Source organism: Pseudomonas sp. AU11447, from assembly GCF_001672555.2.
Lineage (GTDB): Bacteria > Pseudomonadota > Gammaproteobacteria > Pseudomonadales > Pseudomonadaceae > Pseudomonas > Pseudomonas nitroreducens.
Window position 1 is genome coordinate 96,087 of the sequence record NZ_LZDG02000017.1, and the last position, 15,619, is coordinate 111,705.

Sequence of the window (15,619 nt, forward strand, 5' to 3'; positions counted from 1 at the left end):
GGTTTCCGTTGTTTTCCCCGCGCACCGCTGCTGGTACCCTTCGCCAGCTATCCAGAAAAGATTGAGATATCCGGCGCATGGGGTACGCTTCGCACCCTTCTGCGCAAGGCCTGCTTTTGCGCGCCCGGTTCGATCGCTGGAAAAAACAACAAGTTCTTTCACTTGCTTGGGAGTATGGGGATGAAAAAGTACCTGGCATCGCTGGTGATGGGCGTCTGCGCCCTGGTCAGCGTGAGCGCGGCTCAGGCCGGCGCCATCGATGAAGCGGCCAAGCGCGGCACCCTGCGTGTAGGCATGGACCCGACCTACATGCCGTTCGAGATGACCAACAAGCGCGGCCAGATCGTCGGCTTCGAAGTGGACCTGCTCAAGGCCATGGCCAAGTCCATGAACGTCAAGCTGGAGCTGGTTTCCACCGCCTACGACGGCATCATCCCGGCCCTGCTCACCGACAAGTTCGACATGATCGGCTCGGGCATGACCCTGACCCAGGAACGCAACCTGCGCCTGAACTTCTCCGATCCCTTCATCGTGGTCGGCCAGACCCTGCTGATCCGTCAGGAACTGCAAGGCGAGATCAAGTCCTACAAGGACCTGAACGATGCGAAGTACCGCATCACCTCGAAGATCGGCACCACCGGCGAATTCGTCGCCAAGAAGCAGCTGTCCAAGGCGCAGTACCACGGTTTCGACAACGAGCCCGAAGCAGTCATGGACGTGGTCAACGGCAAAGCCGACGCCTTCATCTACGACTCGCCGTACAACGTCGTTGCCGTCGGCAAGTTCGGCGCCGGCAAGCTGGTGCACCTGGACCAGCCGTTCACCTACGAGCCGCTGGCCTTCGGCCTGAAGAAGGGCGACTACGACTCGATCAACTTCATCAACAACTTCCTCAAGCAGATTCGTGAAGACGGCACCTACGATCGTCTGCACGATAAGTGGTTCAAGAGCACCGACTGGCTCAAGGACATGGAATAATCCACGTCTGACGCTGGTTGACCCGACGCGCAGGCCCCCGGCCTGCGCGTTCGCATTTTCACGGTAGAGATTCGTGGCTAGAACGAAACGCGCAACCTGGCCCTGGCACGGGCTGACCGGTCTGATCCTTCTGTTGATCGGCCTGGCCATCTGGTACTCCACTTCGCTGATCTCCTACGAGTGGCGCTGGAACCGCGTCCCGCAGTACTTCGCCTACCAGGCTGAAGAACCGCTGCGTGCGGACAGCATCTCGCGGGTGGAGAAGGTCGAGCCGCAGGGCAGCGATGCCCGCGTCACGCTGGTGGACGAGGATGGCAAGCAGCAGGTGCTGACCGTTGCGGCGGACAGCCTGCAGTTCTCCGAAAACGACGACGTCGCCGAAGGCGATGTCGTCGGAGCGACCCGCCACTGGGCCGCCGGCCCGCTCGCCTGGGGGCTGTGGACCACGCTGTGGATCTCATTCGTTTCCGGCGCGTTCGGCCTGTTCATCGGCCTGTTCACCGGTCTCTGCCGCCTGTCGAAGAACCCGACGCTGCACGACCTCTCGACCCTCTACGTCGAGCTGGTGCGCGGTACGCCGCTGCTGGTGCAGATCTTCATCTTCTACTTCTTCATCGGCACCGTGCTGAACCTCTCCCGCGAGTTCGCGGGCGTGGCGGCGCTGGCGCTGTTCACCGGTGCCTACGTGGCCGAGATCGTCCGTGCCGGCGTGCAGTCCATCGCCCGCGGCCAGGACGAGGCGGCGCGCTCCCTGGGCCTGAATGCGGCGCAGTCGATGCGACACGTGATCCTGCCGCAAGCCTTCAAGCGCGTGCTACCGCCGTTGGCGGGGCAGTTCATCAGCCTGGTGAAAGACACTTCCCTGGTCTCGGTAATCGCCATCACCGAACTGACCAAGAGCGGCCGCGAGGCGATCACCACCTCGTTCTCCACCTTCGAGATCTGGTTCTGCGTCGCCGCCCTCTACCTCGTGATCAACCTGCCGCTGTCGCATCTGGCGGGGCGCCTGGAGCGGAGGCTCGGCCAAAGTGATTGAAGTCCGTAACCTGACCAAGGTCTTCGATACCCGCGGGCAAGTCGTGCGCGCGGTGGATGACGTCACCACCGGTGTGGCCAAGGGTGAGGTCGTGGTGGTGATCGGCCCGTCCGGCTCGGGCAAGTCCACCTTCCTGCGTTGCCTGAATGGCCTGGAGGAGTTCGACTCCGGCTCGGTGAGCATCGACGGCCTCGACCTCGCCAACCCGAAGACCGACGTCAACGCCTACCGCCGCGAAGTCGGCATGGTGTTCCAGCACTTCAACCTGTTCCCGCACATGACCGTGCTGGAAAACCTGTGCCTGGCGCAGAAAGTCGTGCGCAAGCGCGGCAAGGCGGAGCGCGAGGCCAAGGCCAGGGCGCTGCTGGATAAGGTCGGCATCGGCCAGAAGGCCAATGAGTACCCGTCGCGCCTCTCCGGCGGCCAGCAGCAACGTGTGGCCATTGCCCGCGCGCTGTGCATGGACCCGAAGGTGATGCTGTTCGACGAGCCCACCTCGGCGCTCGACCCGGAAATGGTCGGCGAGGTGCTGGACGTGATGAAGACCCTGGCCGTGGAAGGCATGACCATGGTCTGCGTGACCCACGAGATGGGCTTCGCCCGCGAAGTGGCGGACCGCGTGCTGTTCTTTGATCACGGTAAGCTGCTGGAGGACGCCGCCCCGGCGGAGTTCTTCGCCCAGCCCAGGGACGCCCGTGCGCAGAGCTTCCTGCGCCAGGTGCTGTGAGGTTTTCGTCTCTGTGAAAGAGCCGCCTTCGGGCGGCTTTTTTGTGTTTGTTCGGGGCGAAGGGCTCTTGTAGGAGCGAGCTTGCTCGCGAACAGGATCCGCTGCGGACTCTATTCGCGAGCAAGCTCGCTCCTACGGAGAGCTTTACGGTGTCCAGGGTACCCCACAAATCCCGGACAAAAAGAAACCGCCCCGGAGGGCGGTTTCTTCTGCAGCGTCAGTCGCGGTTGCGGGTCAGCAGCGCGGGACGCTCGGTCTTGCGGCGCGGTTCCAGCTCTTCCAATTGCTCCGGTGTCGGGAAGCGGTCGGTGCGGACCAGGTCGCGCTTGTTGATCACTACCGGTTGGCGGGTCGGCTTGGCGGCGCCGTACTCGCTCGGCTCGCGCAGCGGGGCGTCGTTCATGCGCGAAGCCGGAGCCTTGCCACCGCGCTTGCGCTGGCCGGCCTTGCCCTGAGCGTTGCCGCCCTGACCCTGGGTGCGACCGCCGCCGTTAGGCTTCTTGGCGGCTCGGCCCTGGCCTTGCCCTTGGCCCTGGCCACGGTTCTGACCGCTTCCGCCCTGGCCGGCGCCCTGACCACCCTGGCCGCGCGGGCGTTGCTGGCCCTGAGCCTGGTTCTGGCCTTGACCCTGTCCCTGTCCCTGACCGCCACGGCGGCGCTGACCGCGCTGCTGGTCCTTGTCAGGGAACGGGCTGACGTAGTCGGCACGGTTGCCAAAGTTGTCGAAGTCGTCGTCGAGGAACTCTTCCGGATCGCGGTTACCGTTGGCCTCGGCCTTGGGTGCGCGAGCCGGCTTGGGCTGCTGGCGGGCCTGGCCCTGCTGGTCCTGCTGTCGGGGCTGGCGAGGCTCGCGCGGCTCACGAGCCTGAGCGTTGGCATTCGGCTGAGCGTCGCTGCCCTGGCCGTCGCCCTTCTTCTTGCCGCGGCCGCCACGACGGCGGCGCTTGCCGGCTGGCTTGTCGCCGTCGGCGAATTCGCCTTCAGCTGCGGGGGCGGCGTTCTGCTGCTCCTCGCCCTGGGGCTGCTGCGGCTTGTCCTTGCTGCGGTCCTTGCGCTCGCCACGCTTGGCCTTGTCCTTGCGCGGCTGACGCTGAGGCACTTCGCGCGCCTCGGGCTGCTGGACTTCGGGCAGCACGGTATCGGGATCGAAGCCCTGCATGTCGCCATCGGGGATGCGCTGCTTGGTCAGGCGTTCGATGGCCTTGAGCAGTTTGTCTTCGTCCGGCGCTACCAGCGAGATGGCCTCACCGGTGCGACCGGCACGGCCGGTACGGCCGATGCGGTGAACGTAGTCTTCCTCGACGTTGGGCAGCTCGTAGTTGACCACGTGAGGCAGTTGGTCGATGTCCAGGCCGCGGGCGGCGATGTCGGTGGCGACCAGGATGCGCACGTCGTTGGCCTTGAAGTCGGCCAGGGCCTTGGTGCGCGCGTTCTGGCTCTTGTTGCCGTGGATCGCGGCAGCCGGCAGGCCGTGCTTGCTCAGGTACTCGGCGAGGCGGTTGGCACCGTGCTTGGTGCGGGTGAACACCAGCACCTGCTCCCAGGCACCCACGGTCACCAGGTGCGCCAGCAGGGCGCGCTTCTGCACCGACGGGATGCGGAACACGCGTTGTTCGATACGCTCGACGGTGGTGTTCGGCGGAGTGACCTCGATGCGCTCCGGGTTGTGCAGGAGCTTGTTGGTGAGGTCGATGATGTCTTTGGAGAAGGTCGCCGAGAACAGCAGGTTCTGGCGCTTGGCCGGCAGCTTGGCGAGGACCTTCTTCACGTCGTGGATGAAGCCCATGTCGAGCATGCGGTCGGCTTCGTCGAGGACGAGGATTTCCACGCGGGACAGGTCGACGCTGCCTTGACCGATCAGGTCGAGCAGGCGGCCAGGGCAGGCGACCAGGACGTCGACGCCCTTGGACATGGCCTGCACCTGCGGATTCATGCCGACGCCGCCGAAGATGCAGGCGCTTTTCAGCGGCAGGTCGCGGGCGTAGACCTTGAAGCTGTCGTGCACCTGGGCTGCCAGCTCACGGGTCGGGGTCAGTACCAGGACGCGGGCCTGGCGTGGGCCGTGGCGGTGTTCGCGGTCCGGGTGGCCTTCGGGGAACAGGCGTTCGAGTACCGGGAGGGCGAAGCCGCCGGTTTTGCCGGTGCCGGTCTGTGCGGCAACCATGAGGTCGCGGCCTTGCAGTACGGCGGGGATGGCGCGTTCCTGAACGGGAGTGGGGCGCGCGTAGCCGGCGGCTTCAACGGCGCCAGCCAGGGCCTCGGAGAGACCGAGGGAAGTAAAGGACATGCGGGGTTCCTGTAGGCCGGCGACCTGCCGGCTCGAGGGCGCGTGATTTCAAGCTCGGGGCGAGCGCTCAGCCTTGGGCTGGAAGCACTCCGCCCACGATACGCCGGCGTTGCGCTGGCCGGGATCGTGGACGGTAAGCCCGGAGCAATGATCCTCAGCGGGGGAGCTTGAGGTTGTTCCAGAGCGCCAGGCTGGGTTCAGCCTGGTTCAGGGTGTAGAAATGCAGACCGGGTGCGCCGCCTTCCAGGAGACGTTCGCACATGTCGGTGATGACCTGCTCACCAAAGGCCTGGATGCTGGCGATGTCGTCGCCGTAGGCTTCCAGTTGCTTACGAATCCAACGAGGGATTTCCGCGCCACAGGCGTCGGAGAAGCGGGCCAGTTTGGTGTAGTTGGTGATCGGCATGATACCCGGTACGACCGGAATGCTGACACCGAGTTTCTCTGCACGCTCGACAAAATGGAAGTAGCTGTCGGCGTTGAAGAAGTATTGTGTGATGGCTGAGTCGGCGCCGGCTTTGACCTTGCGCACGAAATTCGCCAGATCATCCTCGAAATTGCGCGCTTGCGGGTGAACTTCCGGATAGGCGGCAACTTCGATGTGGAAGTGATCGCCGGTTTCGGCGCGGATGAATTCCACCAGTTCGTTGGCGAAACGCAATTCGCCGCTGGCCATGCCCATGCCCGAGGGCAGGTCGCCGCGCAGGGCGACGATGCGACGGATGCCGGCGTCCTTGTAATGGGCCAGCAGGGCGGAGAGCTCGGCCTTGGTGTCGCCGACGCACGACAGGTGCGGGGCAGTCGGCACCTGCACGTCGCCGTCCAGCTGCAGCACGGTGGTCAGGGTGCGGTCGCGGGTGGAGCCGCCGGCACCGTAGGTGCAGGAGAAGAAGTCGGGCTTCTTCGCTGCCAGCTGGCGCGCGGTGGCCAGCAGTTTTTCATGGCCGGCTTCGGTCTTGGCGGGGAAGAACTCGAAGCTGAAACGGCGATCTTTCTGACTCATGGTCGTTCCTTCGGCGCCACATCATTGCGCGGCTGCCGGCATGTGCCGTCGACTTCAGAAGTAACGGCGATAATTGTCTATCTTCGTGCGCAGTCGCTCGGCGCTGGGCTCGTGCACATGGCCGAGGACGGCCAGGATACGCTGCGACTCCCCATGGTATTCGGCGATCTTGCTCCGCGCCCAGGTCGAGGGTGGCGGCTGCAGGTTGGTGATCCGGTCACACAGCTTGACGATCGCATATTGCTGCGCGCCGGTCGCCAGCCTTTCGAGGTAGGTATCGAATGGCAGCTTTTCGCCATTCACCACCTTGCTCAGGCGTTGGGCGCCCTCGGCGACGAATTCGCCGAAACGCGTCTGCAGTTCCTCGAAGGGCACCGGGGTGTCTTCGAGTACGTCGTGCAGCAGTGCAATCTGGACGGTCTCCGCCAGGCGCTCGATGGGCGCTTCGCGGTCGGCCGCCATCACTTCGTTGGCCACCATCGCCAAGTGGACCGCGTAGGGCAGCGTCGAGGCGGTCAGCGTCTGCCCGGTGTGCGCGCCGGCGGCGAAGATCCAGGCCTGGTTGTAGCTGTCCTGCAGGTCCATGCAAGGTTTCCAATGACGCCCAATGGCAAAGAGGGCAGACGATTGCTCGTCTGCCCTCTGGCACATCAGTAGCGGTAGGTGTCCGGCTTGAACGGGCCTTCCACGGTCACGCCGATGTACTCGGCCTGTTTCGGGGTCAGCTGGGTGACGACGCCACCGAAGCCTTTCACCATTTCCAGGGCCACTTCTTCGTCCAGCTTCTTCGGCAGTACTTCGACGGTCAGGCGCTGGGCCTTCTTCTCGGCGGAGAGGTCGGCGTACTTCTGCTCGAACAGGAAGATCTGCGCCAGTACCTGGTTGGCGAAGGAGCCGTCCATGATGCGGCTCGGGTGGCCGGTGGCGTTGCCCAGGTTCACCAGGCGGCCTTCGGCCAGCAGGATCAGGTAATCGTCGTTGGCCGGATCGAAGTCGCCGGCGCCGGTGCGGTGGATCTTGTGCACCTGCGGCTTGACCTCTTCCCATGCCCAGGTCTTGCGCATGAAGGCGGTGTCGATTTCGTTGTCGAAGTGGCCGATGTTGCACACCACGGCGCGCTTCTTCAGCGCTTTCAGCATGCCGGCGTCGCAGACGTTGACGTTGCCGGTGGTGGTGACGATCAGGTCGATCTTGCCCAGCAGGGCGGCGTCAACGCTGGCTTCGGTGCCGTCGTTCAGGCCGTTCTTGTACGGGGAGACCAGCTCGAAGCCGTCCATGCAGGCCTGCATGGCGCAGATCGGGTCGATCTCGGAGACCTTCACGATCATGCCTTCCTGACGCAGCGACTGGGCGGAGCCCTTGCCCACGTCGCCGTAGCCGATCACCAGGGCCTGCTTGCCCGACAGCAGGTGGTCGGTGCCGCGCTTGATGGCATCGTTCAGGCTGTGACGGCAGCCGTACTTGTTATCGTTCTTGCTCTTGGTCACAGCGTCGTTGACGTTGATCGCCGGGACTTTCAGGGTGCCGGCCTTGAGCATGTCGAGCAGGCGGTGAACACCGGTGGTGGTTTCTTCGGTGACACCGTGGATGCGCTCGAGCATCTGCGGGTATTTCTTGTGCAGGATCTCGGTCAGGTCACCGCCGTCGTCCAGCACCATGTTGGCGTCCCACGGCTGGCCATCCTTGAGGATGGTCTGCTCGATGCACCACTCGTATTCCTGCTCGGTCTCGCCTTTCCAGGCGAACACCGGGATGCCGGCGGCGGCGATGGCGGCGGCGGCCTGATCCTGGGTGGAGAAGATGTTGCAGGACGACCAGCGCACTTCGGCGCCCAGCGCAGTCAGGGTCTCGATGAGGACGCCGGTCTGGATGGTCATGTGGATGCAGCCGAGGATCTTCGCGCCTTTCAGCGGCTGGCTGGCGGCGTACTTGCGGCGCAGGCCCATCAGTGCCGGCATTTCGGATTCGGCAATGATCAGCTCGCGGCGGCCCCAGGCGGCCAGGGAAATGTCGGCGACTTTGAAGTCGGTGAAACCGGCAGGCGTGACAGCGCTCATGCGTAACTCTCCATTCGTTGTCTGCGAATGGGCGCCGTTGATGCGTTTGGCGATCGGCGGATGCCGACCGTGACGCGCCCCATCCGAGCCTGACAAGCCGAAGCGAATCGACCTGCTGCAGCGCCCCTCGGACAGGTGGCGGGAACGACCGGACAGTGCCGGCCGTTATTGAAGCCTGCGGATTATAGCCATGGCGCATGACAAGCCAAAGGCTTTTGGTCGCGATCACGCAGTGGATCGCGACCGGGTTCCCCGCCGCGCCCGCGCCAGGGGCCGTGAAAACCCTGGCGCGGGCGTCGTTTCGGGGATCGTGGGCGCCCGCAGTGCCGGGCGCCGATAATCGGGTGGGGTCAGATCACGCCGCTGTCGCGCAGCTTGCCGATGGCAGCCTGGTCCAGGCCGAGCACGCCTTCGAGGATTTCCTGGGTGTGCTGGCCGAGGGTCGGCGGGGCATTGCGGTATTCGACCGGGGTCTCGGACAGGCGGATCGGGCTGGCGACCTGCGGCACTGTGCCGGCCAGCGGGTGCGGCAGGTCCACGCGCAGCCCGCGGGCGATCACCTGCGGATCGGCGAACACCTGGGCCAGATCGTTGATCGGCCCGCACGGCACGCTGGCCTGTTCCAGCACGGCGATCCACTCGGCGGTGGTGCGCATCACGGTGGCCTGGCGGATCAGCGGGATCAGCACCTCGCGGTGCGCGACGCGCGCCTGGTTGGTGGCGAAACGCTCGTCGGTGGCCCATTCCGGGTGGCCCGCCAGTTCGGCGAACTTGCGGAACTGGCCGTCGTTGCCGACGGTGAGGATCAGGTCACCGTCGGCGGTGGGGAAGTCCTGGTACGGCACGATGTTCGGGTGCGCGTTGCCCAGGCGACGCGGCGGGTTGCCGGTGGTCAGGTAGTTCAGGGTCTGGTTGGCCAGGCAGGCGACCTGCACGTCCAGCAGCGCCATGTCGATGTGCTGGCCAATGCCGCTGACATCGCGGTGGGCGAGGGCGGCGAGGATTGCAGTGGACGAGTAGAGGCCGGTGAGGATGTCGGTCAGTGCGACACCCACTTTCACCGGGCCGGCGCCTTCTTCGGCGTCGGAGCGTCCGGTCAGGCTCATCAGGCCGCCCAGGCCCTGGATCATGAAGTCGTAGCCGGCGCGCTTGGCGTAGGGGCCGAACTGGCCGAAGCCGGTGATCGAGCAGTAGATCAGCTTCGGGTTGAGCGCTTTCAGCGACTCGTAGTCCAGGCCGTAGGCCTTCAGCCCGCCGACCTTGAAGTTCTCCAGCACGATGTCGGCCTTGGCGGCGAGTTCGCGCACCAGTCGCTGGCCTTCGGGCTGGGTGAAGTCTATGGTCAGGGATTTCTTGTTGCGGTTCGCCGACAGGTAATAAGCCGCTTCGCTGGTGTCGCGGCCGTCGGTGTCCTTGAGGAACGGTGGGCCCCAGGCGCGAGTGTCGTCGCCGCTGCCGGGACGCTCGATCTTGATCACTTCCGCGCCGAGGTCGGCGAGGATCTGCCCAGCCCAGGGGCCGGCGAGAACGCGGGAGAGGTCGAGGACACGGATGTGCGAAAGGGCGCCGGACATGCAATCACCTGCAGCTTGGATAGGGGCGGGGAGGACGCGGTGCGGGGACTCCACGGTCCTCCCCGGGGCCTCTCGGGCGAGAGGTAAAACGTGCGCTGGCCCAGGCGGGCCAGCGCGGGGCATTACTTAGAAGAAGGCCTGGATGCCGGTCTGGGCGCGGCCGAGGATCAGCGCGTGGACGTCGTGGGTACCTTCGTAGGTGTTCACCACTTCCAGGTTGACCAGGTGGCGGGCGACGCCGAACTCGTCGGAGATGCCGTTGCCGCCAAGCATGTCGCGGGCCAGGCGGGCGATGTCCAGGGCCTTGCCGCAGCTGTTGCGCTTCATGATCGAGGTGATTTCGACGGCGGCGGTGCCTTCGTCCTTCATCCGGCCCAGGCGCAGGCAGCCTTGCAGGGCGAGGGTGATATCGGTCTGCATGTCGGCCAGTTTCTTCTGGATCAGCTGGTTGGCGGCCAGCGGGCGGCCAAACTGCTTGCGGTCCAGGGTGTACTGGCGAGCGGTGTGCCAGCAGGCTTCGGCGGCACCCAGGGCGCCCCAGGAGATGCCGTAGCGGGCGGAGTTCAGGCAGGTGAACGGACCACGCAGGCCGCGTACGTCCGGGAAGGCGTTTTCTTCCGGGCAGAACACGTTGTTCATCACGATCTCGCCGGTGATCGAGGCGCGCAGGCCGACCTTGCCGTGGATCGCCGGGGCGGACAGGCCTTCCCAGCCTTTTTCCAGGACGAAGCCGCGGATCTGGCCTTCGTCGTCCTTGGCCCAGACCACGAAGACGTCGGCGATCGGGCTGTTGGTGATCCACATCTTGGCGCCAGTGAGGCGGTAGCCGCCGTCGACTTTCTTGGCACGGGTGATCATCGAACCCGGGTCGGAGCCGTGGTCCGGCTCGGTCAGGCCGAAGCAGCCGATGTACTCGCCGCTGGCCAGTTTCGGCAGGTATTTCTGCTTGGTGGCTTCGTTGCCGAATTCGTTGATCGGCACCATCACCAGGGAGGACTGCACGCTCATCATCGAGCGGTAGCCGGAATCGATGCGCTCGACTTCGCGGGCGATCAGGCCGTAGCACACGTAGTTCAGGCCGCTGCCGCCGTACTGTTCGGGAATGGTCGCGCCGAGCAGGCCGGTTTCGCCCATCTCGCGGAAGATCGCAGGGTCGGTCTGCTCGTGGCGGAAGGCTTCCAGTACGCGCGGGGCCAGCTTGTCCTGGGCGAACTGCTGGGCGCTGTCGCGCACCATGCGCTCTTCTTCGGTGAGTTGCTGATCCAGCAGCAGCGGATCTTCCCAGTTGAAGCTTGCTTTGGTCGCCATGGAGAACCTCGAACGCAGACAGTGAAAGACCCGCACAAGTCTAGGCGGGCTCGGTGTGGGCCATCCTAGTCAGCCGTCGGGAAGCCGGGCAACCGACTAATTCGCACGCTGTTGTGCTATTTTGTCACTCCGTAATTGCTGGGCTGCTGCTGGATTTTGCCTGCTTGCCTCTATTTCAGGTGCTCCTGGCGATTACTGTGCATCACGATATTCCGAAGAGGCATTCGATGCGACGCAAGATCCCGACCACCGCGGCGCTGGTCGCCTTCGAGTCTGCCGCCCGCCACGAGAGCTTTACCAAGGCCGCCGACGAGCTGTCGCTCACCCAGAGCGCCATCTGCCGACAGATCGCCACGCTGGAGGAGTTCCTCGGCGTCGAGCTGTTCCGCCGTTCGCGGCGCGGGGTGAAGCTGACCGAAGCGGGGCTCAACTACAGCCGCCGTGTTGCCCAGCGCCTGGACGCCGTGGAGCGCGACACGCTGGCGGTGATGGGCCAGCAGGGCGGCGGTACGCTGGAGCTGGCGGTGGTACCGACCTTTGCGACGCAATGGCTGCTGCCACGGCTGAAGGACTTCAAGCGCCTGCACCCGGAAGTCACGGTGAACATGACCAACCGCACCCGGCCCTTCCTCTTCGCCGACACCGAGTTCGACGCGGCGCTGTATTTCGGCGACGGCGTGTGGTCCGGCACGGTGGCCAACTTCCTCATGCACGAGAACCCGGTGCCGGTGTGCAGTCCCGAGCTGCTGGGTGGGTGTCGTGAGCTGTCCGCCGCGCAGATCGCCGAGTTGCCCTTGATGCAGCAGACCACCCGGCCCTACGCCTGGCGCCAGTGGTTCGGTTCGCTGGGCATGAGCGTGGCGCACGACATGAGCGGCACGCGCTACGAGCTGTTCTCCATGCTCGCCCAGGCGGCGATGCACGGCATGGGCGTGGCGCTGATCCCGCCGATGCTGATCCAGCACGAGTTGGCCGACGGGCGGCTTATCGTGCCGATGCAACATGCCTATTTGAGCGAAAATGCCTATTACCTGATGATTCCCGAGCGCAAGGTGGAATCGGCGACCCTCGGCGCCTTCCGCGACTGGCTGGTGGATGAGGCCGCACGATACCGCGCCGAAGCCGGCCTCGGCTGAACATCTGCTGCGCGTCGGCATAACTGCGTTGGAAACAGACTAAAAAATGCTCATTTACAGAACGTAAACTCCGCTTTTTCAGCCTGTTCCCGCCTTGTTCTGCTCTAGCTCGCAAGATGTTGAATAGGCTCTGAGTCATGGCAAGTTATCTGGCGCCGGCCTGGTCCAGACTTGCGTAGCCGGCGGGGCTTTCCCCGTCATCGCGCTCACGAGGCGCAACCTCCCAAGAAGGAGCTTCCATGAATTTCCACACCCGCAAATGGGTCAAGCCTGAAGACCTCAACCCGAACGGCACCCTGTTCGGCGGCAGCCTTCTGAAATGGATCGACGAAGAAGCGGCGATCTACGCCATCATCCAGCTGGGCAACCAGCGCGTGGTGACCAAGTTCATCTCGGAGATCAACTTCGTCAGTTCCGCGCGCCAGGGCGACATCATCGAGCTGGGCATCACCGCCACCGAGTTCGGCCGCACCTCGATCACCCTGACCTGCGAAGTGCGCAACAAGATCACCCGCAAGAGCATCCTCACGGTCGACAAGATGGTCTTCGTGAACATCGGCCCCGATGGCCAGCCAGCGCCGCACGGCCGCACCGAGATCCTCTACATCAAGGACCAGTTCAAGGACGACGCCATTCCCCAGCCCTGATGGCTGGCTCGCCAAGGTGATTGCCAGCGTGCCCGGAGCCAAGCCGAACCGCGGCGAAAACCTTTGCATTTGCGTCGATTGAATGTGAGCCTGTGCCCGCCCACGGCGGGCATGGGCCGACGCTGCTCCCCGCCGATCCAGCAGTACTGCATTCAGCAGAATGTTCCTGCAGAACAATGACCGGGGAGAGACCATGCACACCACCTTCGCATCCGCGCTGCGCCAACTGGCTGTGGCCACCTGCGCCAGCCTGCTGCTGGCCGGCGCCGCGCACGCCGCCGCGATCAAGGCCGACACCAAACCCGAGGCCGGCACCTTCAAGATGGGCATGCAGCCCTGGCTGGGCTATGGCCAGTGGTACGTCGCCGAGCAGGCTGGCGCCTTCAAGGCCAACGGCCTGGAGCAGGTCGAGCTGGTCAACTTCACCGAAGACAAGGACATGAACGCCGCCCTGGCCAGCGGCCAGATCGACGGCGGCAACCTCGCCACCCACACCGCCATGGCCATGGTCGCCGCCGGCCTGCCGGTGAAGATCGTCCTGCTGCTGGACCAGAGCACCAGCGCCGATGCGCTGATCGTCGACCCGTCGATCAAGACCCTGACCGATCTCAAGGGCAAGCAGGTCGCCTATGAAGAAGGCACCACCAGCGACATCCTCCTGCACAGCGCCCTGCGCAAGGCCGGCCTGACCATCGCTGATGTGCAGCCGGTGCCGATGCCTGCCGCCAACGCCGGCAGCGCGCTGATCGCCGGCCAGGTCCCGGCCGCTGTCACCTACGAGCCGTACCTGTCCGCCGCCAAGCAGCAGAACCCCAAGGTCAACCTGCTGTACAAGGGCTCGGATGACCCGGGCATCATCAGCGACGTGTTCGTGGTGCGCGACGACGTGCTGAAGGAGCGTCCCGGCCAGGTGCTGGCGCTGATCAAGAGCTGGGAAGCGGGCCTCAAGCTCTACAACGAGAAGAGCGCCGAAGGCCGTGCCGCCATCGCCAAGGGCGTGGGCGCCGACGAGTCCGAGCTGAGCAGCGCCTTTGACGGCGTGCACTTCTACTCGGTGAAGGAGAACCAGGCAGAGCTGAAAGGCTCCTTCCAGAAAGGTTCCTTCGAGCACATCCAGAAGGCTGCCAGTGAAGCGGGCATCCTCCAGCAGCCGGTCACCCCGGCGCAGGCCATCGACGCGCGTTTCGTCGAAGCTCTCTGATCACCTGATGCTCTGATACAACGCGCGCGCCGGCCCCGAGCCGGCGCGCGTCTTTCTCCGTTCGACGAGCCCGACATGAAAGCCCGTAAATCCAACCCGCTGTTCACCATCGGCAAGCCGATCGCGCAGCGCCATTTCCTGCTCATCGGCGGCGCCGTGTTCGTCCTGCTGGCGCTGCTCTGGTGGCTGGCCGGCGCCAGCGGCGCGGTGCCGAAGATATTCCTGCCGGCGCCCGGTGACGTCTGGGCGCGCATGCTCAAGCTGGCCGCCGATGGCACGCTGTGGTCGGACCTGAAGGTCAGCGTGTACCGCATCGCCGTGGCCTTCCTGGTGTCCTCGGTGATGTCCATCGTCATCGGCGTCTTCGCCGGCTGCTACGGCTTCTGGAAAGCCGCCACCGAGCCGCTGGTGGACTTCGTGCGCTACATGCCCGTGGTCGCCTTCGTCCCGCTGACCATCCTCTGGGCCGGCACCAGCGACTTCCAGAAATTCCTGATTATCTGGATCGGTACCTTCTTCCAGCAGGTGCTGATGGTGATGGACGCGATCAAGCGCGTACCGGCTGACTTCGTCGGCCTCGGTCGCACGCTGGGGATGCCGGATCGCCGCATCCTCCTGAAGATCGTCCTGCCCAGCGCATTGCCGGGTATCTGGGACGCCCTGCGGATCAGCCTCGGCTGGGCCTGGACCTGGCTGGTGCTGGCTGAACTGGTGGCGGCGACCTCCGGCCTGGGCTACCGCATCACCGTGTCCCAGCGCTTCTTCCAGACCGACACCATCATCGGCTACATCCTGCTGCTCGGCTTCCTCGGCCTGATCACCGACCAGGCCATGCGCGCTGGCGAGAAGGTCCTGTTCCGCTACAACCGGAGGCGTAACTGATGGCGACTTTGGAAATCTCCGGCCTGAACAAGAGTTTCGCGGTCGGCAAGGAGCGCCGCGAGGTTCTGCGCAACATCGACCTGACGCTGGCGGACAACGAGTTCGTGTCCATCGTCGGAACCTCCGGCTGTGGCAAGAGCACGCTGCTGTCCATCGCTGCCGGCCTGGAAGAGTTCGACAGCGGCAGCGTGAAGGTCGACGGCGTGCCGATCACCGGGCCGGGCCTGGACCGTGGCGTGGTGTTCCAGTCCTACACGCTGCTGCCCTGGCTCACCGCGCGGCAGAATGTCGAGTTCGCCCTCAAGGCCGCAGGCATGTCCCGTGCGCAATGCCGCGAAATCGCCGACGAGCACCTGGAGCTGGTGAAGCTGACGAAGTTCGCCGAGGCCTACCCGAACGAGTTGTCCGGCGGGATGAAACAGCGCGTGGCGATCGCTCGCGCGCTGTCCTACCGGCCAAAGATTCTGCTGATGGACGAGCCCTTCGGCGCGCTGGATGCGATGACTCGCCACCAGATGCAGGAACTGCTCACGCGCATCTGGGAAACCCATCGACTGACGGTGATGTTCGTCACCCACGACGTGGAAGAGGCGGTCTACCTGTCCGACCGCATCGTGGTGATGGGGCTCGGGCCGGGGCGGATCAAGACCACCTTCGACGTGAAACTCGGCCGCCCGCGCCATGAGGACATGGCTGCCAGCGCCGAGTTCATCGACCTGCAGCGCCAGGTGCTGCGCTCGATCCGCGAGGAAGAGCAGGGCGTCTCCGCCCTCTGAGGGCCCT

Annotated in this window: 14 protein-coding genes and 1 riboswitch; of the genes, 8 read left to right on the top strand and 6 right to left on the bottom strand. The window is 64.9% G+C overall.

Going from position 1 to position 15,619, the window contains the following annotated elements:
- Window positions 1-180: 180 nt before the first annotated feature.
- The 3 genes from A6723_RS01135 (at window position 181) to A6723_RS01145 (ending at window position 2,741) form a co-directional block, all read left to right on the top strand.
- Entirely contained in the window at window positions 181-978 is a 798-nt protein-coding gene (locus A6723_RS01135) for a transporter substrate-binding domain-containing protein (protein ID WP_054910848.1), read from the top strand.
- 73 nt (window positions 979-1,051) lie between these two features.
- A complete protein-coding gene (locus A6723_RS01140; RefSeq protein ID WP_054910847.1) occupies window positions 1,052-2,014 on the top strand; it encodes an amino acid ABC transporter permease in 963 nt (320 codons plus the stop codon).
- A complete protein-coding gene (locus tag A6723_RS01145) occupies window positions 2,007-2,741 on the top strand; it encodes an amino acid ABC transporter ATP-binding protein (protein ID WP_024764179.1) in 735 nt (244 codons plus the stop codon). Before A6723_RS01140 ends, A6723_RS01145 begins: the two co-directional genes overlap by 8 nt.
- Window positions 2,742-2,958: 217 nt before the next feature.
- Here the strand turns inward: A6723_RS01145 and A6723_RS01150 are convergent, their stop codons facing one another.
- From A6723_RS01150 to A6723_RS01175, 6 genes are all read right to left on the bottom strand, one after another.
- Window positions 2,959-5,028, bottom strand: a complete 2,070-nt coding sequence (locus A6723_RS01150; RefSeq protein ID WP_054910846.1) for a DEAD/DEAH box helicase — start codon at window positions 5,026-5,028, stop codon at window positions 2,959-2,961.
- Window positions 5,029-5,182: 154 nt separating this feature from the next.
- Window positions 5,183-6,031 (bottom strand): methylenetetrahydrofolate reductase [NAD(P)H], encoded by an 849-nt coding sequence (gene metF / locus A6723_RS01155; protein WP_024764178.1) that lies wholly within the window; start codon window positions 6,029-6,031, stop codon window positions 5,183-5,185.
- Between the two features lie 54 nt (window positions 6,032-6,085).
- Window positions 6,086-6,616 (bottom strand): HD domain-containing protein, encoded by a 531-nt coding sequence (locus A6723_RS01160; RefSeq protein ID WP_054910845.1) that lies wholly within the window; start codon window positions 6,614-6,616, stop codon window positions 6,086-6,088.
- 65 nt (window positions 6,617-6,681) lie between these two features.
- Window positions 6,682-8,088 carry an adenosylhomocysteinase gene (ahcY, locus tag A6723_RS01165; protein ID WP_045215888.1) on the bottom strand — a complete coding sequence of 469 codons (1,407 nt, stop codon included), beginning with the start codon at window positions 8,086-8,088 and terminating at the stop codon, window positions 6,682-6,684.
- A gap of 22 nt (window positions 8,089-8,110) precedes the next feature.
- Window positions 8,111-8,223, bottom strand: a riboswitch (S-adenosyl-L-homocysteine riboswitch).
- Between the two features lie 215 nt (window positions 8,224-8,438).
- Complete coding sequence (locus A6723_RS01170) at window positions 8,439-9,662, bottom strand: CaiB/BaiF CoA-transferase family protein (RefSeq protein WP_054910844.1); 1,224 nt, start codon at window positions 9,660-9,662, stop codon at window positions 8,439-8,441.
- Window positions 9,663-9,788: 126 nt separating this feature from the next.
- A complete protein-coding gene (locus A6723_RS01175) occupies window positions 9,789-10,970 on the bottom strand; it encodes an acyl-CoA dehydrogenase (RefSeq protein ID WP_038803335.1) in 1,182 nt (393 codons plus the stop codon).
- A 227-nt stretch (window positions 10,971-11,197) separates the two neighbouring features.
- Between A6723_RS01175 and gcvA the strand changes: the two genes are divergently transcribed.
- From gcvA to A6723_RS01200, 5 genes are all read left to right on the top strand, one after another.
- Complete coding sequence (gene gcvA, locus A6723_RS01180) at window positions 11,198-12,106, top strand: LysR family transcriptional regulator (RefSeq protein WP_054910843.1); 909 nt, start codon at window positions 11,198-11,200, stop codon at window positions 12,104-12,106.
- Window positions 12,107-12,345: 239 nt separating this feature from the next.
- Window positions 12,346-12,753 (top strand): acyl-CoA thioesterase, encoded by a 408-nt coding sequence (locus tag A6723_RS01185; protein WP_045215897.1) that lies wholly within the window; start codon window positions 12,346-12,348, stop codon window positions 12,751-12,753.
- A 193-nt stretch (window positions 12,754-12,946) separates the two neighbouring features.
- Window positions 12,947-13,954: an ABC transporter substrate-binding protein gene (locus A6723_RS01190; RefSeq protein WP_064979559.1), complete on the top strand. Its 1,008-nt coding sequence runs from the start codon at window positions 12,947-12,949 to the stop codon at window positions 13,952-13,954.
- A 75-nt stretch (window positions 13,955-14,029) separates the two neighbouring features.
- Window positions 14,030-14,836: an ABC transporter permease gene (locus tag A6723_RS01195; RefSeq protein WP_024764172.1), complete on the top strand. Its 807-nt coding sequence runs from the start codon at window positions 14,030-14,032 to the stop codon at window positions 14,834-14,836.
- Window positions 14,836-15,612, top strand: coding sequence for an ABC transporter ATP-binding protein (locus A6723_RS01200; protein WP_054911270.1), 777 nt, complete (start codon window positions 14,836-14,838; stop codon window positions 15,610-15,612). Before A6723_RS01195 ends, A6723_RS01200 begins: the two co-directional genes overlap by 1 nt.
- Window positions 15,613-15,619: the final 7 nt, after the last annotated feature.